General features: G+C 62.9%; 15 protein-coding genes. 5 read left to right on the top strand and 10 right to left on the bottom strand.

All coding sequences use genetic code 11. The features are described 5' to 3' along the window. Nucleotides 1-88 precede the first annotated feature (88 nt). The 3 genes from VJ464_24550 (at nucleotide 89) to VJ464_24540 (ending at nucleotide 10613) form a co-directional block, all read left to right on the top strand. The gene (locus VJ464_24550) at nucleotides 89-3604 is read left to right on the top strand and encodes a M36 family metallopeptidase (protein ID HKQ08318.1); all 3516 of its coding nucleotides are present in this window, start codon (nucleotides 89-91) and stop codon (nucleotides 3602-3604) included. Between the two features lie 110 nt (nucleotides 3605-3714). After that, nucleotides 3715-7995, top strand: a complete 4281-nt coding sequence (locus VJ464_24545) for a M36 family metallopeptidase (protein HKQ08317.1) — start codon at nucleotides 3715-3717, stop codon at nucleotides 7993-7995. A gap of 95 nt (nucleotides 7996-8090) precedes the next feature. Continuing rightward, the gene (locus tag VJ464_24540) at nucleotides 8091-10613 is read left to right on the top strand and encodes a S8 family serine peptidase (protein HKQ08316.1); all 2523 of its coding nucleotides are present in this window, start codon (nucleotides 8091-8093) and stop codon (nucleotides 10611-10613) included. Nucleotides 10614-10683: 70 nt separating this feature from the next. Here VJ464_24540 and VJ464_24535 read toward each other — a convergent pair whose 3' ends face one another. Beyond that, a complete protein-coding gene (locus VJ464_24535; GenBank protein ID HKQ08315.1) occupies nucleotides 10684-11112 on the bottom strand; it encodes an OsmC family protein in 429 nt (142 codons plus the stop codon). A 323-nt stretch (nucleotides 11113-11435) separates the two neighbouring features. Here VJ464_24535 and VJ464_24530 point away from each other — a divergent pair, with 323 nt between their 5' ends. Then, nucleotides 11436-11909, top strand: a complete 474-nt coding sequence (locus VJ464_24530; protein ID HKQ08314.1) for a hypothetical protein — start codon at nucleotides 11436-11438, stop codon at nucleotides 11907-11909. Between the two features lie 60 nt (nucleotides 11910-11969). Further along, entirely contained in the window at nucleotides 11970-12227 is a 258-nt protein-coding gene (locus VJ464_24525; GenBank protein HKQ08313.1) for a hypothetical protein, read from the top strand. A 90-nt stretch (nucleotides 12228-12317) separates the two neighbouring features. On the opposite strand, the gene VJ464_24520 is transcribed toward VJ464_24525, so the two are convergent. The 9 genes from VJ464_24520 to VJ464_24480 form a co-directional block, all read right to left on the bottom strand. Next, nucleotides 12318-14195 carry a CocE/NonD family hydrolase gene (locus VJ464_24520; protein ID HKQ08312.1) on the bottom strand — a complete coding sequence of 626 codons (1878 nt, stop codon included), beginning with the start codon at nucleotides 14193-14195 and terminating at the stop codon, nucleotides 12318-12320. Between the two features lie 12 nt (nucleotides 14196-14207). Further along, a complete protein-coding gene (locus VJ464_24515; GenBank protein HKQ08311.1) occupies nucleotides 14208-15203 on the bottom strand; it encodes a polysaccharide deacetylase family protein in 996 nt (331 codons plus the stop codon). A gap of 127 nt (nucleotides 15204-15330) precedes the next feature. Beyond that, entirely contained in the window at nucleotides 15331-16323 is a 993-nt protein-coding gene (locus VJ464_24510) for a hypothetical protein (GenBank protein ID HKQ08310.1), read from the bottom strand. A gap of 3 nt (nucleotides 16324-16326) precedes the next feature. Next, nucleotides 16327-17496: a galactokinase gene (locus tag VJ464_24505; protein HKQ08309.1), complete on the bottom strand. Its 1170-nt coding sequence runs from the start codon at nucleotides 17494-17496 to the stop codon at nucleotides 16327-16329. Between the two features lie 179 nt (nucleotides 17497-17675). Continuing rightward, the gene (locus VJ464_24500; protein HKQ08308.1) at nucleotides 17676-18650 is read right to left on the bottom strand and encodes a hypothetical protein; all 975 of its coding nucleotides are present in this window, start codon (nucleotides 18648-18650) and stop codon (nucleotides 17676-17678) included. A 104-nt stretch (nucleotides 18651-18754) separates the two neighbouring features. Next, the gene (locus VJ464_24495; protein HKQ08307.1) at nucleotides 18755-19141 is read right to left on the bottom strand and encodes a hypothetical protein; all 387 of its coding nucleotides are present in this window, start codon (nucleotides 19139-19141) and stop codon (nucleotides 18755-18757) included. 15 nt (nucleotides 19142-19156) lie between these two features. Further along, entirely contained in the window at nucleotides 19157-19672 is a 516-nt protein-coding gene (locus VJ464_24490) for a hypothetical protein (GenBank protein ID HKQ08306.1), read from the bottom strand. A gap of 253 nt (nucleotides 19673-19925) precedes the next feature. Further along, complete coding sequence (locus tag VJ464_24485; GenBank protein ID HKQ08305.1) at nucleotides 19926-21749, bottom strand: CRTAC1 family protein; 1824 nt, start codon at nucleotides 21747-21749, stop codon at nucleotides 19926-19928. Between the two features lie 41 nt (nucleotides 21750-21790). After that, a complete protein-coding gene (locus VJ464_24480; GenBank protein HKQ08304.1) occupies nucleotides 21791-24688 on the bottom strand; it encodes a tetratricopeptide repeat protein in 2898 nt (965 codons plus the stop codon). Nucleotides 24689-24711: the final 23 nt, after the last annotated feature.

Here is a 24711-nt window from a genome sequence, read left to right as displayed (position 1 = left end):
ACGCGACAGTGCGTGGGCCGGCGGCCTGCGCCGCGATGCTGCGCGAATCGAATTTAATCAGAATTACGACTCGAAAAAGGAGACCTCCATGAGCGCACTCAAGTCACAACGGAATCGCCAGGGCTTAGCGCCGCGCGCCAGATCAACCGCTCTGTTCAACACGCTCGCGCTCGTCGCCATTCTTGCGGGCGCTTTCATATTCGGCTTCGGGCCGATCTTGCGCGCCGGCGCGTCCAGCACCCCGAAGGCGGCGGTCGATCTCGATCAAAGCAAGCCGCGCGTGCCCAACTTTGATATCAACCTGACGCAGCGCATCCGCCTTCAGCCGAGCGCCGTGCAGCTTCAGGCGCTCAACGCGCTGAAGACGAATCTGCACGACACGAGCATCACGGCGCGCTGGGATAAGTCGTCCGGCTCCGTTGATACGATCTATGATTTCGCTTCCGCCGCTTCGACGCTCGACCCCGAAGCCGCGGCGCGCAACTTCATCGCCTCGAACGCCGCGCTGTTCGGCATCACGGACATGAGCACGCTCGCGCTAGACAGCAACGTCGCGGCGCTCGGCGGCAACCTGATGTACTTCAAGCAGACCTATAACGGCCTGACGGTTGCCAACAGCGGCATCGGCGTGGTGATGGATGGTCAGCGGCGGGTCAAGATGGTCTCCGGCCCGTACCGCGCCAACCTCGCCATCAACACGGTGCCGAGCCTCGACGGCGCGGCGTCGGTCGCCGTGGCGCAAGCCGACCTCAACCGCTTCAAAGTGCAATGGGCCAACGGCGTTTCGGAAGTCTTGACGCCGGCGCTCGACTTGATCGCTTCGCAACTGGGCGTGCTGGCCGAGCCGCACCCCGAGCTGAACATCTTCCCGACGCCCGACGGCGGACGGCTGGCTTACAAGTTCCTGTTCTTCTCGCGCAACCCGTTCGGCGTCTATCGCTATCAGATCGACGCGGCGACCGGGCAAATCCTCTATCGCGAAGACACCGTGCGCTATCAACAGGCGCTGCCGATGGAAGGCGACGTTTATCCGACCTACCCGGCGCTGACGACCGAGCTGAAGGATCAAGGGATCATCAGCGTCGGCACGAACGGCATCCCGCTCGGCCAGTTGCGCATCAAGCTGCGCAACTTCGACGCCTCGAATGTCGTCACAGGCGTCAACGGCACGCTGACCGGCGCGCACGTTCACATCGAAAACGTGCTGGCCGCGAAAGTCCCGTTCCCGCAAGCCGCCAAAGGCACCTGGTACTTCCGCAACAACGACCCGGCGAATCTCGAACAGCGCACCTACGAGCACGAGCAGTACGGGCCGAACGCCGAGCCGGCGGAGCATCAGGACGAGATCAACCAGTTCTATTACATCAACTCGCTGATCGAATACATTGACTACCTGCACATCGCCGATGACGCCGCGCACCATCGCGGTGTCGGCCAGGGCGATTTCCCCGACACCTATCCGAATCAGTCTGTGCCGCTCACGGGCAACGTTCACATCCCGAACGTGCTGAATCCGCCGACCGACCCGACCGACCCGGCGTTCGCCGACAAGCTGCTTGGCCTGGACAACGCCTTCTCGCTGCCCGAAACCGAAACCGTCGCCGGCCAGAAGATCACCGTCAACCCGACGAGCTACGGTCATGGCTACCTGTATAACGACCTGGCCCTCGATTTCGGCGTGCCTTACCACGAGGGGATGCATTCGATCTCGACGCCAATTGCCGGCCTCGAAGGCTCGCCCGAAGGCGGCGCGCTTAATGAAGGCCAGGCCGACCTGTGGGCCTATTCGGCGGCAGAGAATCCGGCGCTCGGCGCTTACGTCGTCAACGGCTATGTGCGTCGCAATCAGATTCGCGCCGCCGGCGGCGACCCCGACCTGCGCCAGTACATTCGCAACGCCAACACCGGGCTGACCTTTTCACAGCTCGGCACCTCGGGCGGCTCAAGCTTCGAGGTCCACCGCGACGGCGAGATTTACGGCGGCACGATGTGGGACATCCGCGAGCTGATGTCGATGTACGAAACCGGCGGCAACTGGAAGCGGCCCGACCCCATCACCGGCCAGCCGACCACTCCCATCTCGCTCGGCAAAGAGACCTGGGAGCGCATCTTCCTCGGCTCGATCTACGTGCTCGGCACCTTCAGCCCCGACACCTTCGTGCGCGCCCGCGATGCGATGATCATCGCCGACTCGATGCTCTATGCGTCTGATCCGCTCGACCCCGACTCGCCGGGCATTCACCGCGCCTTGATCGAGCAGGTTTACGCCTCGCGCGAGATGGGCTTCAACGCCGAAGGCGTGGTTGGCGGCCAGCAAGTCATCTCGACGCGAGTCTCAGCCTTCACAGGCTCGCAGGGCAAGCCGAGCGCGCCCGCGGGCGTCAACGTCGTTCCGGCCTCGCCGTCATCGGCGCGCGTGGCGTGGCAGCCGGTTGCCGGCGCCTTCGCTTACGAGATTCTGAAGCGCGAGATAGGCCGCGAGAATCAGCGCCAGAACCCGCCGGTCCCGGGCCGCGAATACATTGACGGCGACGGCGGCACCGACGGCTACCTGCACCTCGAATACGTCCCGGCATCGCAGACCAGTTACGTTGACCGCGGCAAGATCGAAGGCGCGTTCATCGCCCGCGGTCTGGCCAATCCGATCAACTCGGAATACGTCGTGCGCGCCTTGAGCATCAACCCGAACCGCCAGCTCGGCGTCTCGGACAACAGCGCGGCGGCCAGCGCGGCATCGGCGGTGACGGATGTAACCAACCGCATCCAGACGACGATTGCGAACGTCGCATTCGCCAACGGCAAGTTCGACTTTGACCAGACGATCAAGAACCTCGGCGCCGGCACCTATGACGGCACGATCTACACGCCGGTCGAATTCCGCATCGTCGCGGTCTCGAACGGCGTCACCGTCGCCAACGCCGACAACGGCGGCAAGGGCACGGCGAGTGATCCGGCGAGCTTCTACTATCACCAGCTTCTTCAGACCGGGCAGACATCGAGCGCCCGCCACTTCTCCTTCAGCGACCCGATGGCGCAGTTGTTCACCTTCGACGCGGTCGTCAAAGCGCGGGTTCAGGTTGATCCGGCGTTTGCGACGCGCTACCAGCCGGAGCCGGGCATTGACTTCTCGCGCTACGACGTTGGGCAGTTCAGCGAGACTCTGAGCGGCATCGTGCCGGTGGGCGACACAGGGCTTGCGGCCGCCAGCGGCCTGGATTACGTAGACGTGCCGTTCACCTCGAAGGACGGCGCCTATGCCGTGTCCGGCAACCTGAGCTCGACGCTCGCGGTTGATCTCGACCTTGAGCTGCTCGATTCATCGGGCCGCGTCCTCTCGTCTTCGGCCAGCGACACGCCGCAGGAAACCGTCACGGCGGCCATCCAGCCGAACGCGCAGTACATCTATCGCGTCATCGGCTGGGCGGGCGTGGCCTCTGACTTCCAGATCGTCAGCACGCAATCGCTGCTCGTGCCGAAGGCGTCGGGCGGCTCGTCATCGGGCGGCGGCAGCAACCTGTTGCCGGGCACCGGAACCGTCACCAACCTGGTGCGCTTCACGGTCAACCCGATCACGCGCACGGTCACCGTGCAGGTGCTTCATTAAAGAAATGATGTGGCGCAATCCGCCGGGTTGCGCCGCGCCCTGAAGCCAAGAGATCGGGGCGCGCCAGCTAACCGGATTGCGCCACATCATTCTCATTAGGAGATAAGATCATGAAAAGATTCACGCGATCATTCCTGCTCGGCCTGTGCTTGCTTGTCGCGCTGGCTTCGGCGAATTTCTTATTCAAGTCGTCCGCCCAATCGACGCGGCCCGCCGAATTCGACGTGCGCGGCCCCTTGGGCGTCCCCAAAGGCACGGCGCTGCACAAGCCGACGCTGGCGCAAGTCAAGGCGCTGACGGCGCTGCAATCGACCGCCGGCAACAGCGTGCAGGTGCGCTACAACGGACTGACGGCGACGCCGCGCTTCATGTTCAGCACTTCGTCTTACCTGTCGCCGCAGAGCGCCAATCAGCCCGAAACGATTGCCCGCGACTTCATCAGCCGCAACCGCGAGCTGTTCCGCTTCAGCGACGAAGACCTGAGCAACCTCCGCCTCAAGAGCCGCGGTTATGTTCCCGACATGGGCACGACCGTCATGCTCTTTGAGCAGCGCGCCGCCGGGCTGCCGGTCTATCACGGCGAAGTGCTGGTCAACGTCAACCGCCTGGGACAGATCATCAGCGTCGGCGGCGAAAGCTTTCCGCAGATGAAGATCACCAACGCCGCGACGCTGACGCCCGAGCAAGCCATCACTTCGGCGGCCTCGGCGCTCGGCGTCAACAACTTCGCGCCGCACGCGACCGGCAACCGCCAGGTGCTGACGACTTACGGCAACCTCAAGCCCGAGTTCGCGCAAGCGCCGGCCTATAGCGGCGGCGGCGTCTTCACCGACGAGATCGTCGTCACGCGCATGGTCTTTCCGCTCGGCGACACAGGGCGGCTCGCTTATCGCTTCGTGCTGACGACGCCACAGTACAACGGCATCATGTGGGAGAACGTCGTTGACGCGCAGACCGGCCAGGTGCTGCGCCGCATCAGCTTGACCTCGTTCAACGGGCCGCGCGGCGGCGGCCAGGGCGCCGGCCGCCTTCCGACCTTCCGACCCGACATACAGGATCGCGTCGAAGCCATGAACCCGAACGGCACGGCGCAAGGCAAAGTCTTTGACGGCATGCCGACGACGCTGGCGGGAGCCGGCGAATTCGGGGCCGCGACGACGCCGGGCGCAACGCCGGCCTACGCGCCGGATTCGACGGTTTCGGGCAGCGGGCGCGGCTTCCGCCAGAGCCTGGTCTATGCGCGCAACGCCAACCCGCTGATCTACTCGCTCGGCTTCGGCCAGGTGACGCGCGGTCTGCCCGACGCCACCAGCCCTTCGGCGGAATCGCCCTTCGGCTGGTTCTACCTGCCGACCGACAGCGGCGGCGCGGAAATCGCCAACGGCAACAGCAACCGCGCCGCGACTCGCGCTTTCGGTTACACGATGACGCCGGAAGCGCAGAGCCGTAACCTCGCCGCCAACTCTCCCGCAGCCGACAAGAGCCAGCCCTACTCGGCGACGCTGACGCCGCTGGCGTCAAGCGTGCGGCTCGCCGACGGTCGCTTGCTCTCATCGGTCATCCAGTCGAACTACACCGAAGGCAACAACGTGCTGACGGCGGACGACCGCGCAGACGATGACGAGGCGACGCAGGGCATTCGCGGCTACAGCCCGAATCGCCAGTTCATCGCGCCGTACTACGATTACACCAACAGCTACGAGTTCGCGGGCACCGATGCCGGCGGCACGCCGTTCTTCCCGGCCAGCGCCAACGCCGACGTCTATCCCGGCGCGGTGACGCTGTTCTATTACAACAACCTGATTCACGATTACCTCTACAGCGTCGGCTTCACCGAAGGGCTGTGGAACTTCCAGCAGGACAACTTCGGTCGCGGCGGCGCCGGCAACGACGCCATCAGCGCGCAGGTGCAGGACGGCTCGGGCACAGACAACGCCAACTTCGGCACGCCCGACGATGGCGCCTATCCGCGCATGCAGATGTACCTGTTCACCTCCGGCTCGTTCCGCCGCTCGGATGGCGATCTGGATTTCGACGTTGTCGCCCACGAGCATTATCACGGTGTCTCGAACCGCTCGATTGCCAAAGGCGGCTCGGGCGGCCTCGGCTTCGCGCTGGTCGGCGAATCGGGCGGCCAGGGCGAAGGCTGGTCGGATTACAACGCCAGCTCGATCACCGATGACGACTGCGAAGGCGAATACGTCACCGGCACGTTCGATTCGGGCATCCGCCGTCTGCCTGTGACCAACTATCGCTGGTCGTATGGCTCGCTCAACGGCACGACGATGCGATTGCGTGACGGCTCGGCGCCCGACATCAACGCCGGTGCGATCCCCTTCGAGGTCCACGATATCGGCGAGCTGTGGAGCGCGGTGCTTTGGGATATGCGCGAGCTGATCATCATGAAAGACCCGAACGGCGTCTTCTTTGACGGCACGCGGCGACTGGGCGGCGGCAACAGCTTCTATATCGGCAGCCGGCTGGTGCATTCCGTAGACAGCCTCCACCCGATCAACTATCGCGCCTCGTTCAGCACCAACGATCCCGGAACGATCAACCCCAGCCAGGCCATCCAACGGCCCGGACTGGTCGCGGCAGAGATCGCCCAGCTCGGCCACCGCAACGGCCCGCTGGCAACCGCCGTGAGCCGCGGCGCTCGGCTGTCGGACATGCTGGTGATGCGCGGCATGCAGCTTTCGCCGCTCAACCCGTCGTTTGTTGATTCGCGCGATTCGATCCTGCTCGCAGACCGCGAGCTGACCGGCGGCGAAAACAGCGCCTTGATCTGGCGCGCTTTCGCCAGTCACGGCGTCGGCGTTCAGGCCGAGTCCACTTCGGGCGCTGCCGATGACATCGCCACGCAGTCGGCGCCGGTCGTCGTCGAAGACTTCACGGTGCCCGCGACCGTGACCGATTGCGAAGCCCTGGGGCCGCTGCCGGCGCCGCCGTTCACGGCCTCGAACCTCATCAAGAACACTGCCACTATCAACGTCAACGATGGCGTCCGCGTGGCCAACGCGCAGACCTACATCATCTCGCGCGGCAGCAGCACCGACGGCCCATTCGCGAAGATCGCCGAGATTCCCGCGATCACTACCGTCTATCGCGACGACAACGGCGGCCAGAAGCTCCAGGTCGGCCAGACCTACTTCTATCAGGTGCGCGCCAGCCGCAACGCCGACTGCGTCTCGCCTGCGAACACCGTCAGCGTCGCCATCACGGTCGGTGATGCGATCAACGTCAGCCCGTCGCCGCTCTTCGACGGCGTTGACCAGGTCAGCGATATGCGGCAGTGCAACCGTCTGACCGTGAGCTGGCGGCCCGCGGCGTCGGCCAACCCGAACGCCAATCTGGTCTATGACGTTTACCGCGTCAGCTCGGTGGCCGCCGGGGACGGCACGCAGAACCCGACCTTCGCGCCATCGTCGAGCAACCGCGTTGCCACAGGCGTCAGCGGCACTTCTTACGTTGACGCGGGCCTGACGCTGGGCCGCGTCTATTACTACATCGTGCAGGCGCGCGATCTGAGCAACGGCAAGAAGGACGCCAACAACGCCGGCAACACCATCGTCAAGTACAGCGCGCCGACGTCGAACTCGATGATGCCGACGCCGGTCTTTGCGATGGAGACCTTCGAGGCCGCGACCAACACGCGCTCGCTGCCGCCGCTGGTTGATTCAGCGACGCCGAATCAGGCGCTGGCGGCCTTCCAGCACGTTTCGGGCATTCAGGTGAACGGCAATCCCACGGGGATGATGTACGCGCCCGACTTCAGCCCCGGCGAAGGCACGCCCGACCCTGCGGGCACACAGCATGGCGGGCCGAGCGATTTCTCGACGGTCATCGGGCCGCTGACGCTAACCCAGACTTCGCTGATGGAGTTCGACCACTTCATACAATCCGAAGCCTTCTTTGATGGCGGCGTGATCGAGGTGGCGGTCGGCGCGCCGGTCTTCGACGCGACGCCTTTCCCGAACAACACGACGACGTTTGATGTCGGCAACTACATCATCGAAGGCGGCTACAACGCCAAGCTCGACGGCACGCTCGAAGGCGTCGCCATCGGCTCGGTGCTGCAAGGCCGCAGAGCGTGGACGGGCACGAAAGGCTACCATCACGTCCGCATCGCGCTCGGCTCGTTCGCGGCGGGCGGCGCGAACAACCCCAACGGCCTGCCGGTCTTCGTGCGCTTCCGTATGACGTCGGATGTTGCGACGGCAATCGGCGGCGGCGGCGGCTGGTACGTCGACAATCTGGTGATCAACAACCTGAACCCGGCGGGCTGCCCGACCGGGCTGGCGATGTTGAGCAACGACCATATGGAGGTGCCCGATGCATACGCTCAGAACCAGGTCTGTCTTGCTGTGCGACGGCGTCAGCTCGCCGGCTGAAGCATAAGGCCGGGCCGCCGATGTGGCGCAAGCTGTTGGCTTGCGCCATGACTCTGCGCAAGCTAACAGCTTGCGCCACATATAAGGAGAAGCCGATGAAAGCGAAACTGAGATTGCTGATGTTGCTGGCGGCTCTGGCTTGTGCGGCCAACACGGCGCTCGCGGCGAAGATCGATCCGGCGTTGAGCAAGCAGATGGCGCAGGCGCGACCGACCGACCAGCTTCAGGTCGTCATCACTTATTTCAAAATGCCGACCGCCGCCGACGTGGCGCTACTGACGCGGCTCGGCATCACCACGGGCATCCGTTACCGCATGCTGCCGATGGTTGCCGTGCTGGCGACGCCGGCGCAGGCGCGGTCTATCGCCAACCTGTCAAACGTCCGCTCGGTGTGGGCCAACACGCAATATCATTACTACACCAACCAGTCGCGCCCCTTGATCGGCTTGCAACGCTTGCAGACCAACGCGACGCTGACCCGACGCAACGGCGGCATTCCTTATTCCGGCAAAGGCATCGGCGTCGCCGTCGTTGACAGCGGCGTTGACGGCACCCACCCCGATGTCACCTTCACGCCGCTCAGTAACACCAGCAAAGTCCGCCAGAACGTCAAAGTCGAAGGCCGCTTGCTCGACACAGGCGTCGGCGGCGGCATCATCCCCGATGTCTTCGTCGAAAACGTCGTCAACACCGATAACACATCGGGTCACGGCACCTTCGTTTCATCGTGCGTCGCCGGGTCGGGCGCGGCATCGGGCGGCGTCTATGGCGGCGTCGCGCCGGGCGCGCATCTGGTCGGCGTCGGCTGCGGCGAAACGCTCGTCGTCTCGGTGGCGTTGGCCGGCTTCGATTACATCCTCGTCCACCAGTTCGACTACAACATTCGCGTCGTCAATAACAGTTGGGGCGGCAATGTGTCGCTCGATCCCGACAACCCGACCAACGTCGCCGTCAAAGCGCTGCACGACAATTTCATCGCCGTCGTCTTTGCCGCGGGCAATGACGGCCCAAGCCCTGAGACGTTGAGCATCTGGGCGCGCTCGCCTTACGTGATCGGCGTCGGCGCGGGCACCAAAGATGGGCGGCTGGCGAACTTCTCGTCGCGCGGCTTTGCCAGCGGCTCGCAAGGCAACGGCGCGCCGACCGGCGAGACGCCGCTGCCGCAAGCCTCCGGGCCATCGGTCGTTGCGCCCGGCGCGGCGCTGGTGAATGCGCGCATGCGCGCCGGCATCAACATCATCGGGGCGCTCGGCATCGAAGGCAATTCCGACGACGGCACCGGCACCTTCCCCACGGACGTGGATGGCTCGATCCCGCCGGCCTTCATCCCGTCTTATACCTATTCGAGCGGCACCAGCTTTGCCGCGCCATCTTACTGCGGCGCGCTGGCGCTGGCCCTCGAAGCCGATCCGAACTTGTTGCCCGACGATCTCAAGCAACTGTATGAAGACACCGCGACGGCGATGCCCGGTTACGCGCCGTGGGAAGTCGGCGCCGGTTACATCAACGTCGCCGCCGCGGTTGACCGCGCCGCCAATCGCAACAAAGCGTACGGCTCGTTCAACAACACCCACCTGCGTTTCAACGCCGCCTTCACGACGAATGCCGACGTGACGCCTTATCACTTTGACTTCAGTCCGGCCTCGACGCCGGGCACCTACACCAAGCCGTTCACCGTGCGGGCGGGCGCGTCGAGTGTGCTGGCGAGAATGCATTATGTCGGCGATCCGGCGAGCGCCAGCAACACGCTGATCTTGAATTTGTTCGACCCCAACGGCACACGCTACGACCAGTTGATCCTGCCGGGGCTGACGGCGAACAACGTCACGCTCGAAGTGAAAGACCCGCTGCCCGGCGACTGGACTTTAGAAGTGAGCGGCTTCACGCCCTTAGGCACAGACAACAACGCCGGCTCGCTGCCCGACACGATTGATGGGACGATCAACGTCATCTTCCCGACCGGCAGCAACGTCACAGACATCGGGGGCCGCGCCGACACCGCGGAGATCGAGCGCGCCTTGATCGGCCACTTCATGGATTCGTTCTCTGATTACTCGTTCCGGCCCGACGCCGCGGTGACCCGCGAAGACCTGGCGCGCACGCTGGTCTTGAGCGCCGACATTCGCCAGAACCAGTTCGACGCGCCGGCCTTCACCGATGTCGCCTCTGACTTCGCGCCGATTGCTTCAGCGGTCGCGGCGCGCGGCGCTGTGTTGAAAGACACCTTCCAGCGCTACCCCGGCGTGATGGCGCGCGGCACCAGCGGCGCGAACTTCTACCCTTCGGCGACGGTCAGTCGCGCAGACCTCGCGGTCGTGCTGGTGCGCGCCCTCGGGCTTGAGCAGCAGGCGCAGGCGCGCATGGGCGAAGTCCTGAGCGCCCGCGCCATTGACGCGGCGCAGATTCCTGCCGATGCGCGCGGCTTTGTCGCCGTCGCGCTCGACTTGGGATTGCTCGCCACGTTTCCCGCCAGTCTCCAGGAAGTCTCGCCCGGCGTCTACCAAGCGGTGCCGGGGCCGCGCTTCGAGCCGGCAACGGTCGTCAAGCGCGCCGACCTGGCGGCGGCCATCAACCGCTTTGCGGATAACTTCTTCACCGGCCCGGCGACGGTAAGGTAAGAATGGGCTGGCCGGCGGGGACGGGTGGTTGTAAGCGAACGGTGTTCGGCCATCCGTCCCCGCCGCGCGCTTAGGAGGCGAGCTTGGCGGAAAGCGTGATCTCGGTGGCGGCGAGCGCCTGCGAGACGGGGCAATTCTTCTTGGCGGTCTCGGCCTGCTCTTGAAACGCCGGCTCGTCAATGCCTGGGACATCGGCTTCGGTTTCAAGCTCGATCAAGGTGATTTTAAACCCGCCGCCCGATTGGCCGAGGTGAACTTTGGCGGTTGTCGCAACGCGATTGGGCGAATAGCCGGCTTTGGTCAATCCGGCGGCCAGCGCCATCGAGAAACAGCCGGCGTGCGCCGCGCCGATCAACTCTTCGGGGTTGGTGCCGGTGCCTTCTTCAAAGCGCGAAGCAAACGAGTACTGCCCTTCAAAAGCGCCGCTCCCCAGGCGGACGGTGCCCTTCCCTTCTCTGAGCGTGCCTTCCCAAACCGCGCTGCCATTGCGTGTAGCCATCTCTGTCCTCCCGGTCAAATAGATTTTCGCGCATGGCGAAACTGCCTGACGGCGCCCACCGCGACACCAGGCCATCGCCGCGCCTCAAGCCACTGAGTATACCATCAGAGCTTGCCTGCGGCAGGTCGCGGCCCGCGCGCCGGTGAAGCCCGGTTAAGCCGCTGTTGACGCTGTTCGCTCGCTTGACACGCCTGGCGAAGCTGATAGAATGGCCGCTGCCTATTTTTGTAAGTTCTCCTCAAATAGGTTTCCCTTAGAAATATAACGCGCGCCCTCCGATTGCGCGTCAACCATGACCTGAAGCCTCAACCCAAGGAGACCATATGAAACGTAGAGTCCTTGCCTCCGGCTTAACCCTGGCTCTCGCGTTGTTTGCCATGTCGTTCAAGGGGTGCCCTTCCGACAGCGCCGCCGACAACGACCCGCGGCGCAAAGCCGCCAAGGCCGGCGACGACATCGCCGGCTCGGTCAGCGCCATGATCAAACTCAAGCGCGAGCTCGCCAAACAAGGACAGATCACCAAAGAAGAAGACCTGACGTTGACCAACGCGCTGCTCAAGCTGAACTCGGCTGACAAGGTTTTCGTCACGACGCTCAAGTCGTTGAAAGGCACCCCCGACGCGGCCAGCAAGACGAACCTGGCCAACTTGTTTGGTGCGGTTACGTCGGCAATCAGCGACCTCAATACCAACGGCGTGCTCGGGGTAAAGAACCCGGACGCGCGCACGAAGCTGACCAACATCCTCAACGCCATCAACGCGTCCGCGCAGATCATCGCCGGCTTTCTCCAGTCCTGATGGCGGCGAGCCGATGGCCCGGAAATTCCGGACGGATTATGACTACTTGGAGGTGACACCTTGGCTGACATTAACAAGCTCTTGACGCTTATCACCCAACTCGCGCCCATCGCGGCGTCGGTCGCCCCGCAAGCCGGCGAGGTCGGCATCATTGCGGGCATCGTCGCTCAGCTCCTTGCCTACATCCAGCAACAGAGCGGCATGACCACCGACCAGATCCTTGACCGCGCCGGGACAACGCTTGACGATAACGAAAAGGAATTGCTCGCAGACCTGGCGCAGTTGCAAGGCGGCGGCTCGTCGGGCGGCGGCAATTAGGCCCCGCCTATTTTGTGCCGGCCGTCGAAGATCGCCGGCGCGAGCGTGCCTGACACGAGAATGAACCGCCGCCGGGTGAGGTCTGCTGCTTTACGGCGTTTTCAGAACGTTGAACGAGACGCGCGACGAGCAGTAGACGCGCTCGGTCGCTTTCTGGAAATCGGCTTCCGTCGCTGCGTAGATATTGACGAACTTCTGCGGATTGCGATCCACCAGCGGAAACCATGTGCTCTGCACCTGGATCATCAAGCGGTGGCCCTTCATAAACGTGTGCAGAACGTCAGGCATCTCGAACGCGATGTGCGTCACCTTGCCGGGCTGCATGGCTTCGGGCTTCGAGAAGCTGTCGCGGAAGCGTGCGCGGAACGGCTCGCCGCGCACCAGCATTTCGTAGCCGCCCATCCGTACCTGCGCCGGGTTGAACTTCTTGTCGGGCGCGTCGTCGGGGTAGACGTCAATCACCTTGACGATGAAATCCGAATCCGTACCCGTCGTCGAAACGTCGAGGCCGACTTTGATCGGCCCGGCGATGGTCAATTCATCCGTCATCGGCTCGGTTTGATAAACCAGCACGTCGGGCCGCGTCGCCGCAAAGCGCTGATCGTCGGTCATGTACTCGCGCGTCATGCCGATGTTGGTCGAGTTGATGAACGGCACAGGCCGGGCCGGGTCGCTGACATATTCGGCAAAACATTCTTTGCCGGACGGCGCGGTCATTGACGCGCGGCCAGTGGCGTCGAGATAGATGCTCCGCGCTTCGCTGTTCGGCGGCGGCCATTGATCGAACGTGCGCCACTGGTTCGCGCCGGTGTTGAACAGGTAGGCCTCGGGCAGCTTCATCTCGCCTTTGTCTTTCAGGTAGTAATTGAAGAACGGCAGCTCGATCTGCTCGCGGTAGAAGACGCCGGTCTTCGAGCCGAACTCCACGTTGCCGAGCGCGTCGCCGTCCGAGCGCGACCAGCCGCCGTGAAACCACGGCCCCATCACCAGGCGGTTCTGCGCGCCGGGATTCTGCCGCTCGATGGCCTTGTAGGTGTTGAGCGCGCCGAACAGGTCTTCGGCATCGAACCAGCCGCCGACGGTCATCACCGCGGGCTTGACATTGACCAGGTGCGGCCGTGTGTTGCGCGCCTGCCAGAACTCGTCGTAGTTCGGGTGCGCCATCATCTCGTTCCAGAAGGCGATGTTGCCTTTGTAATACTTCTTATCCGCGTTCGCCAGCGGCCCCATCTCTAAAAAGAACTTGTAGCCATCAGGCGTGCCATGCACGAAAGGCTTCGGGCCTTCGGTCGTCGGGCGCGGGCGCGGCTGGCCGAAGCCCGAAAAAAAGTTGAAGGCGTGCGGCAGCCACAACGCGCCATTGTGATGAAAGTCGTCGCCGATGAACCAGTCGGCAATGGGGGCTTGCGGCGACACCGCTTTCAACGCCGGGTGCGCTTCCATCAAGCCCATCGCCGCATAGAAGCCGGGATACGAAATGCCCCACATGCCGACGCGGCCATTGTGGTTGGGAATGTTTTTAATCAGCCAGTCAATCGTGTCGTAAGTGTCACTGCTTTCGTCTATGTCTGCCGGGCCGCTCTTCTTCGGGTTGTGCGGGCGCACGTCCATAAAGGTGCCCTCGGACATCCAGCGCCCGCGCACATCCTGGTAAACGAAGATGTAGCCCTCTTGCTGAAACAGCGGCGACGGGCCAATCGTCATCTTGTACTCGTCGGCCCCGTAAGGCGCGACGCTGTAGGGCGTGCGGATCAGCAGGATCGGGTACTTTTGCGACGTGTCCTTCGGCGCGTAGACCGAGGTGAACAGCTTGACGCCATCGCGCATCGGCACCTGATATTCGTGCTTGGTGTAAGCGGCTTTGACATCGTCGGCGCTCTGGGCGCGCAGCGATCCGCCGACATTGAGCGCCGCGAGCGACATGAGCGCGGCGACGGAGCGAATCACAATGGCTCGCAGTGATCTCATGGCGCTCCCTCTTTATTTCGTGCCTGCCGTCCGGGCATTGCCGCGCGACTTGCGCTGCAAGTCGCGCAGCGCGCGATAGCCGACGCGCTTGACGTTTTGCGCATCCAGTATGCGGCGAATCTCCGGGTCACGGGTAAACAGACGGTACTCTTCGGCGCGATCACCTGCGGTGTTGGTGAAGGCCGACAGCTCGTCGCCGGCCGCCGAGGCGTGGATGTAGGCTTCGGTGACGCCCGGCTTCAAATCGCTCAGCATGCGCTTCCAGTAATCGCTCATCGATTCGCCCGGCTTGCGGCCGCCGTGAATCAGGTAATCAGGATAGATGGTGCCGTCTTCATCCAACTGGCCGCGCTGCTGGCCGCCGCCCTGCGCCGCGAGCAACTCCTGCGATCCCATGCGCAGCGGCAGGTCGAATTCTTTGGCGAGCCGGCGATAAACCTGAAAGTAAGCTTCGTTATATTGCAGCGTGCCCATGTGCGAATCCAGATGGGTCACGTCAATGCCGGCGGCCTGCGCCTTCTTGATCTGCGCCCGCGCCTCGATATAAGCCTGTTCGGGCGTCGAGTTTTTATAGACGCTCATGATGTCAGGCCACAGGTAGCCCTGCGGGTCAAACAGCCCCGGCACCTCTGAACGACTGGCAACCGGCGACCACTTGAGCGTCGCCCACTCGCTGGTATGCGCCAGGTGGACGCCGAAATCGGCCTGCGGGTGCTTGCGGGCATAATTGGCAATCTCCGGGAACCACGGGCCGGGGACGATGATTGTCGCGCAGGTCGCAAGGCCGGTCTGCATGGCATCCATGACCGCCGCATTCGCCGCGTGACTGTTGCCGATGTCGTCCACGTTGACGATGAGAATCTTATCCGTCGCCTTGAACCCGAGGCGCTCGGCCAGCGAGGCGCGAGGCGCTTTCACCGCCCTGGCGCGCGTTGACGCCCGCGGCGTGGGGGCAACAAGCAGCAGAGTTAAGACCGGCAGCAGCAACAGGAGGGGGAGTTTTTTCATGAGGTTCTCCAATTGTAGGACCGAGGAGTAGGAGTCAGGAGTCAGGAGTCAGAAGACAGAGAGGAAGTCGGCTCCGCCTCCGGTTTTTATTCTGACTCCTGGCTCCTGGCTCCTGACTTCCTTCTTTTCACTGTTTCTTCGGTTCCGCGGGTTTTGCGGGCGACAACAGGCCGCGCAAGAATGACCCGATCAAGTCTTGTGGCAGCACCGTACGCACCTGGACTTCGGTTCCTTCCGAAGTGATCTTCAGGGCGTCAATGATCGGCTTGATGTTCTTGTCGGTGACGTTTGCGCCGAACTGCGCGATGGTTTGCAAAAGTCCGGCGATGGCATGGGCATTTTCTGCCGTGTTCATCTTCAGCATCACTGAGAGCGGAAACGCCTGCGCGTCCATGCTCAAGCCGACATAAACCTGCTCGATGCTGCCGACGAGCCGCCCGATCTCTTCGCTGCCCTGCGCGTCGTGCGGCAGCAGGCCAGCGAGTACCCCCTGTGGCACCAGCGCGGCGAGGCGGATCAAAGCGTCAGGCTCGCGTCCGACCAGTTGGACCAGCTCCGGCTTGATGCGGTTCTTGCCGTTGTCCGGGTCGAGCGCCGCCTTGACGTAAGCCGTCGCGCCCGCGGCCAGCGTGCCGCCGTCGAGCGCAACGACGGCCAGCTCGGTAGCCGACGGCGGGCTGCCTTTCATCAAGTCGCTCAGCTTTAACAAGGTCAGTGTTTTGTTGGCGTATTTTTCGTCGCGGCTCTTGCCCGCCAGCCCGACCTTCAGCAGCGACACCAGCGCGTCGGCATTGAACGAGCCGCGCATCACCAGCAGCATGCTCGGCACAGACATCAGCTTGCCGCGGTTGAGCCGCAAGCCGACGACCGCCGTTTCGATGTTGGCAATGTCGAAGCCGGCGACCTGCTTGGCCTTGGCGAGCGCGGCTTGCACCTGGCTCATCTGCTCGGCGCTCAGCACGCGCGGCAAAGTCTCGTTGACGATGCGGCGCATATTGACCGCCACGACGCCGTCGGATTCGGGCAGATTCGCAATGACGTTCTGACCGCGCGCTGCCGTGACACAGATGGCCATGGCCATGATGGTGAGCGGCAAGCGAATGCGTAAAAGGCTTTTCATCGTTTAAGCGTTCCTTTCTCCTGTAACTTCTTCAGCCCCGTTGGCGGCGGCGCAGACGTAAATTTGCGGCGCGCGGCCGGTCGCTTTCTCATAGCGCGCCGCCAGTTCCGTGGTTACGGTTTCGACCGCATCGGCTTCGACCAGATTCACCGTGCAGCCGCCGAAGCCGCCGCCGGTCATGCGCGCGCCGTAGACGCCCGGCAGCTTTTCAGCGATCTCGACCATCACGTCCAGCTCCGCGCAGCTCACTTCGTAATCGTCGCGCAGGCTGAGATGCGACTGGCGCATCAACTGGCCGAAGGCGGCGAGGTCTCCGAAGACGAGCGCATCGGCGGCGCGCTCGACGCGCTCATCTTCGCCGGTGACGTGGCGGGCGCGATGATAAACCGTATCCGGCAGGTCGTGACGATAGCGCTCGACCTCCGCCAGGGTCACGTCGCGCAGGGCGCGGATGCCGGGGAGGTGTCGCGACAGCAAGCGCACGGCGGTTTCGCACTCGGCGCGGCGGGCGTTGTATTCGCCGCCGGCAATCGAATGTTTGACCATGGTGTTGGCGATGACCAGACGGATGTGGTCGGGAAGCGGCAACAAGCGGAAAGCCAGCGAGCGGCAGTCGAGCATCAGCGCGTGGTTGGCCTGCCCGTTCGCCGAGGCGAATTGATCCATAATACCGACGCGCGCGCCGACATATTCGTTCTCGGCGCGCTGGCAGAGCTGGGCGAGCGGCACGCGGTCCAGCGTAGCGCCGGCTACACTGAGCAGCGCCAGCGCCGAGGCGACTTCGACCGCCGCTGATGAACTCAGGCCCGAGCCGGCCGGTAGCGTACTGGCGATCAGCAGGCTGGCGCCGCGCAGTTCGAATCCGGCTTGGAGCAGCTCGACGGCGACGCCGCGCACATAATCGCTCCAGTGGCCGTTGCCGTGTGGCGGGTAGCGATCAAGATTGAGCTCGGCGGCATCATCAAAACCTTCCGAAGCGATGAGCAGCGAACGGTCGTCGCGCGGCGCAATGGCGACATATGTGGACAGATCAATCGCCGCCGGCATGACAAAGCCATCGTTGTAATCGGTATGCTCGCCGATCAGGTTGACCCGCCCCGGCGCACGGAACACTCGTGGCGGAACACCGAACGCCACCTCGAACTTTTGCTGCAAGTCTGCCGGATAGTCCATAGGCGCTATCATACGCTGACAGAGCCACTGAGGGAAACGACGCGGCGACACGGCGACGCGGCGACGCGGGGAAAGGAAGACAAGCAGTCAGTCTCTCTGTCTTTCCCTCACCGTGTCGCCGTGTCGCCGCGTCCCCGCGTCACTCCTCCGCGTCGCCGCGCCACTCCTCAGCGTCGCGCTCACCTGCGGGTCGTCGCCTGTTGCAGCACCCGCGTGTTGATGATCTTGCCTGCCTGATCGAGGGTTATTTCAAAGACAGCGCCTGATGTGTCTCTGAGCTGGCGCACGGTCTGTCCCGCCGTGTTGGTGGTTTCGCGCAACACGGTCAGGCCGAGGTCAGTGACGCTGCCGAGCGTCCGTTCGTTCACTACCTTCCCTGTGGTGTCGAGCGTCCGCTCCAGCAGGTTGCCGGTGGTGTCGAGCGTGCGCTGCACGGTCTGACCCAACGTGTTCACCGTCTGCGACAGCAGCCCGCCCGGCTGCGTGACGTTGTTCAAGGTCTGGCCGACCGTGCCGACCGTCTTATCGACGACGCCGCCGGGCTGCAACGCCGTGTTGGCGACGCCGCCCACTGTGCCGACGGCTTTGTCGACGCTTTGCAGCAGGCGTTCGAGAATCTGCGGGTTGCGGTCAATGGTCGTCAGCGTGCGGTCAATGATGGCGGCGACGTTGTCTAAGCGGACTTTGAGCAGCGCTTCGGCGCGCACACCTTTGATGTCGAGCTTGACCTTATCTATGCCGACATCTACGCCCGCGGTCAGTTGCAGCAGGTTGGCCAGTCGCGCGTCCAACGACAGGTGGGCGCGCAGGTTGTCAACTTCGAGGTTGATCGCTTCGACCGAAACGTTCGGCACGTCGAGCAACACGTCAGGGTCGCCGGTGGCGGCTTCGCGCTGCCGCCGCTGGCTGGCGGCCTGTTGCCGTTGACGGTCTTCTTCGGAAAGCGGGCGCACGGGCGTCACCGGCTGCACGCCCGGGCGCTGCTGCGGCGGCCGAGTTTGCTGGGATGTGGGGTCGCCCTGTGGGTCTGTGGTCGAGCGAGTGGTGACCGATGTGTCTGTCGGCGGTCGGCTGGTGTTGCTGCTCTGGGCGCGGGCCGCGCCGGCCAGCGACAATAACATCAGGGCAAGGCTGAGGTGAATAAAGCTTTTCACGAGTCCTCTCCTCCATAAGTATCAATGTGGAGAGTTCGGAATGCTTCCGCCAAACTTCAAAGAAGCAATATCTCTAGAGCGTCCCACGAAAATCAGGCGTGACTTCAGCGAATCACCGCAGGCGCAGGGCGTGAACGAATGCGCGCCAGCACCGGCTCGAGCGTCGCCTTGAAGCGGACGTGCCCACTGACGTTGTGCATGCGCACATCGATGTTTGCGGCGCTGACGGCGACGCCGACTTGCAGGCTCAAGCCCTGAGCCGCCGCGCTCTGAATGGCGACGGCGGTCGAAGCCGTGTAATGGCTTCGCGTGATCTGGCGCTCAGGAATGTCCAGGTCGAAGGTTTCGTCGGCGCTCGCCTGTGGCGCGGCGTCGGGCGCTTGCGTTGATGGCGGACGGTCCGCCGCCGGCTTTCTGCCAGTTTGCGCGAACGCCGGCGCGGCCACCGCGATCATCAGAAGAACGAAGAGAATCGGCGATTGTCCTTTCACTGACTGGCTCCTCCCTCAAGGCTTGCGGCTTGACTTCTGGGGGGGAGTTTTCGGTGGAAGGTTCTCCTGTGGCGGTTTCGCGTCGGCAGGCTTCTTCTCGACCTGCTCTTTGGGCGCTTGAGTTTCGCCCAGCGCTTCAGAGACGATGCGATCAATGTCGGCGAAGGCGCTGGTAATCACCAGCCGCACGCCGATGTCGCGGTAGGTGACACCGGGCTGTACGGGACGCGGCAGGTTCTGGCGCTCGGCTTCGTTAACCGTGACGCGCTCTGGCTTGCCGGGGAACTCGACTTTAGCATTGCCGACCTGCTCGAACTTCAACTCACGCACCGTGACGTTGGCCTTGATTTCCAGATCGGGCAAGGACGCGTCCGTATCGGTGCGGGAAGCTTGCGAAGCGGGCGCGGTCGCTTTCGGAGGCGTCGGCGCATTGGCTTTCGCGTTAGCTTTTTGTCGGCTCTGCGCCGCTGCGGCAGGTGCGAGCAAGAGGCATAGGACAATAGCCAGTGGCACGCTTAGCGTACGACTCATGAATGACTCTACGCTTTTCATACCTGCGATTATAGCAGAGCGTTCGGATAAAGCTGTAGCCCGTTCGCGCGATGGGTAACCCGCGGCCTGCGACACGGCCATTCCGTTCTGCGAAACAGGGATGAAAGAAAAACACAGAGACACGGAGGCACGGAGACACGGGAACACAGAGGATTTCTCCGTGCCTCCGTGCCTCCGTGTCTCCGTGTTTAATTTCCCATCCTCAACATTGAGAATTGAATGGCTCTCAGACCTAAGGCGTGGCAAACATGACGGGCTGCGCCGCGACCTGCCCTTTGCCTTCCTGCACAGTGATCGTCTGGTTGGCGGCAACGTCTGTTAGCGTGTCAACGCGCCCGCTCGGCCAGCTGATCTCGACGCTCGCCACCTTGTCGGCTTTGCCCAGGCCGAACGTCAGCGGCAACTCGCTCTGCGAGCAGTAGCTTGACCCGGTCTTCACCATGCCCCAGAGCTTGCGCTGGTCAGCAAACTTCAACGTCACTTTCGCGCCGATGCCGTCGTGATTCGACGCGGTGCCGACGGTCTTGATGCGCAGCAGGTTGTTTTGATTGCCGCCGTCATTGCGCAGCAGGTGCGGCGCGCCGTTGTTGGTCGAGATCAACACGTCGAGGTCGCCGTCGTTGTCAAAGTCGCCGTAAGCCGCGCCGCGCGCCACCAGCGCTTGCTGCATGGCGCGTCCGACTTTATCGCCGACTTCTTCGAACTTCTTCTTGCCGAGGTTGCGGAACAGGTGCGGCGGCTCGGCGTACTTCACCTTCGGCTGCACGGTGTTGATGTCGTCGGAGACATGGCCGTTGGCGGCAAAAATGTCAGGCAAGCCGTCGAGGTCATAATCGAAGAAGAAGCAGGCGAACGACAACGTCAGCAGCGACGCCTGGCCGATGGTCGAAGTCGGCGCTTCATCGATGAACAGGCCGGTGCCTTCGTTGTGATAGAGCGCCATCATCTCGTTCGAGAAGTTGCCGATGATCAAGCTCTGGCGGCCCGAGCCGTCATAATCCGCCGCGTCCGAGCCCATGCCGGCGCGCGCTTTGCCCTCTTCGCTGAAGGCGACGCCGGCCGTCATGGCGTTATCGGTGAAGGTGCCATTGCCGTTGTTGCGGTAGAGCTTGTTCGGCTGTGTGTCGTTGGCGACAAACAGATCCGTCCAGCCGTCGTTGTCATAATCGAAGGTCACGACGCCAAGCGATTTCGAGGTCGGGTCTTTCAGGCCGGCGCGCTCGGTCACGTCTTCAAAGCTGCCGTCGCCGCGGTTGTGATAGAGCACGGCACTCTGACCTTTGTAGCTTTCTGGCGTGCAGTAGGATTTGTTCTTGCCATCGAGCGTGCAGAAGAGGTCTTTCTCGATTGACCACTCGACGTAGTTGCAGACGAAGAGGTCGAGCTTGCCGTCTTTGTCGTAATCAAACCACGTCGCGCTCGTCGAAAAGCCGTTGTTGCCGACGCCGGCCTTCGCGGTCACATCAACGAACTTGCCATTGCCGGCATTGTGGAACAGGTGGTTGCCGCCGAGGCAGGTGATATAGATGTCCGGGTTGCCGTCGTTGTCATAATCGGCAACCGCGCAGCCCAACCCATACAGCTCGACCGCAAGGCCCACGTCTTTGGTGACATCGGTGAAGGTGCCGTTGCGGTTGTTGTGATAGAGCGCCGGGAAAGATTTCGCGCCTTTGTGATCGGGCCAGTTCGTCGAGTTGACGAGCAGCACATCTTGCCAGCCGTCGTTGTCATAATCGAGAAAGGCGCAGCCCGACCCGACGGTTTCCGGCAAGTAGTGTTTGCCGTACGCGCCGCTATTGTGCTTGAAGTGAATGCCGGCTTGATTCGTCACGTCGCTGAACTGAATCGGCCCGCTATAGCGCGGGGCTTCGGTCGGCGCGGGCGCTTGCACCTGCGCCGCCGCCGCCGCCGCCGGGTCGGCGGCGCGCTCGGCGGCGGCTTTCTTGGCTTCAGCCGTGCCCGCCGTGTCGTCCGCCGATGGCGTCTGCACGCAGCCGGCGAGCGGCAGAATGCTTACGAGAAGAATGAGGACGGAAACGATGAATCTTTTCTGCATCACAATCACCTTCGAATTAAAACTCCGATAAGAGATCAGGCTCATTTCGACTGCGCGTTGACGCGGCCCTTGCGTCTGCGCCCCTGGGCCGTGAAGCCGGGCTGACCGCGCGGCGCGGCCTTCGGCGAATTAACCATTGACCCAGACACATGCTCGTGAATCTGCTGGCGCTCGTTGTTGTCCGCCGGGTGCAACTGACGATAGGGGCCGGTGATGGCTTGCGATGCTTCATCGGCTTTGAAGCGCCGGTAAAGCGTCTGCTCGCGCCCGGCCATCTCGGCATTGCCCAACCCCTGATAGCAGAGCATCAGGTTGTAATGCGCCTGCAAGTCTTCGGGGTCGATCAGCAAGACCTTTTGAAACTCGGCGATGGCGTCATTGTATTGCCGCTTCAAAAACAGGATGCGCCCGATCTGGTTGACGACGACGCGGTCGCGCGGGTACTGTGCCGCCGCCGTGCGCAGATGTTCGAGCGCCTCGTCATAGCGCCCAAACGTGCGGATCGCCATGGCCAGGAAGAAATGCGATTTCGCCAGCATCGGGTTGACGTCGAGGGCTTTGCGCAAGACCTCTTCAGCCGCCTGCATGTTGCCTTCCTGTATGCGCCCGCGGGCGATGTTGACCCAGCCGTCGGCGTACTCCGGCTCCATCTCTGTGACTTTCGTGAATGCCGCTTCCGCGCCCTTCAAATCGCCCTGCAACAGCAGACCGATGCCGTAATCGTTCCAGCGCTCGCGCACAGATTTGTCGAGATAAGGCTTCACATCAGGGAGCGGCGCGTTCTTGGCAATGACCCGCAGCGACGCCTCGGCTGTGGCCATCACCGTGATCGGGATGTCGGGGATAGCTTTGATCTGGCCCGACACCTGCGAGGTGTCGCCGGTAAAGACCCAGTGGCCGTCGTCGTAGCTCTTCGACAAGCCGAACTCTTTCTGATTCGGGTCGCGCACGCCGGCAAACGCCCACTGCGTGTTCCACCAGCTGAACTTGCGATAGTTGACCTTCGCTTTGAGCATGATCTTATCGCCGCAGTCTTCGGGGACGTTGAGCCGATAATGAATCGTGTCCGCCGCGCCCGGTGGGATCAATCTGACGTAAGCGACCGAGCGCGCCATCCAGGCGTTGCGCTTGTTGATGCGGTTGCCGTGCTCGTCGAGTTGCAGGCTACGGTAAAAGTGCGCGCCTTCTTCGACCGGCCCTTTGTCGCCATTCTCCAAATAGCCGCTGTGAAAGATCGCGCGGCCCTTGTCATCAACGGCTTCAAGCTCGACCCAGACATCAAAGGCGTCAACGGTGCCGCCGGGGAAGAAGTGGCCGACTTTGCGGGTGCGCACGACGAGGTCGAGGCGGACCGATTCGCCGCGCTTGACGACGGCGTCAACTTTATCGAGCGGCGCGATGACTTCGACCGGGGTCGAGATGACCGACTGCTGCGCCCCGAAATTCAGGCTCTCTTCGCCGACCGCAAACGTGCTGGAGAGTTGCGGCTCATCAGCGCCGGCGTTCTTCTTGACTTCTTGCGGCGCGGTCGCGGCGGCGCGCGACAATCCGAAAATGTCTAAAGAGATCTGCCCGTCGCGCAGGAAATCCTGCACGACTTTCAACTGCTCCGCGTCGCCGTTGACGTAAGGCAACGCGGTGTTGGCCGCGGGGAAGCGATGCGAATGGATCTTGCCGTCTTTTGACGCCGGGTCGTCGGCGGCGACCAGCGGCATGTGACAGTCGGCGCATTTGCTCGGCTTCGCCGGGTAATAAAACGAGCGCGCCCCCTGCCCCGACACGCCCGACGCCTGCCAGTTGTCATAGTCGTTGAAACCGCGGAACCAGCGATAGCTGTTCACGGGAATGTCGAGATGCACCTTGTGGCAGGACGAGCAGAATTCCGGCGTCTGTTCCGAGTGAAAGCTCTTCAAGAAGGTCTGCTTGTGCGGTTCGGGGTCGAGCCGTAAGAACTTGTCATGCGCCCACTGCAAGATGGGGTTCTCGCTGACGGCGAGGTCGTGCAGCGGCGGGTATTCGATGGTGAAATCGGCCTGCCCCATCGTGCTCTTGACGTGAACGATGGAATGACAGGAGGTGCAGCCCAAGCCGTTTTGCGCTTCGGGGGTTTCGATCTGCTCTTTGATCGGGCGGTCAAAGCGGCCATTGAAGAAGACCGCGTGATCGTGACAGCCGGCGCACCATTTCGACGGCTGCGTGCCGACGACATCCTGCATGTATTCGATGGATTTGCGATACCACTGGTTATTGAACGACGCGAAGTGGTGCGCTGACGAGTTCCACTGCTCGTAAATCTCCTTATGGCAGCGAGCGCAATCCTTGCTCGTCATGAAAAAGGTCGAAGGAATCGTGCCGCCGATATTGGTTTCGGCGCTCGATGGGAAGAAGGGCTTTGATGGCCCGGCGCCCTCTTCTTCCATCATCAGCGGCACCAGGGCCGGATTGACGATCTTGTAACGGTCAGCGCCCGCGTAGCGATTGTAAGCCGTCGTCGCGAACGGGAAAACAAACACCAGCGCCGCCATGACGACATAGATCATCGTCCGCGTTCGGGTCGCCGACACGCGACTCAGGTGGCGCAGCAGCACGACGAGCAGCAACACCGAGCCGGTCGCCGAAAGCGCGATGTGGGTGTACAAAGCCCAGCGGTAGGGACGCGTCGCGCCATACTTAGTCACGTAAGCGCCAAAGGCAGCCCCCGCCAACAGCAAGACGGTGGCGATGCGCAGCAGCCAGGAAAAGACCTTGAAGCGTTTGATGGCATACCCGGCAAAGACCACGGCGAGCGCGCCGCCGAACAGGATGTGCAGCGCGATGTTGCCGAAGTAGAACAGCGTCGGGCTGGCATAGGCCGCCAAGTATGAGCTGTTAACCAGTTGAATGACAAAAGCGATAGCGAGGAGCCGGGCGGCGCGGTCGCCGATACTGCTAAAGGTCATCTTTGCTGACACCCCTATCCAAT

Source organism: Blastocatellia bacterium, from assembly GCA_035275065.1.
GTDB lineage: Bacteria > Acidobacteriota > Blastocatellia > UBA7656 > UBA7656 > DATENM01.
The sequence above is the reverse complement of the archived record's forward strand: the minus strand, read 5'-3'. Positions and strand labels throughout refer to the sequence as shown.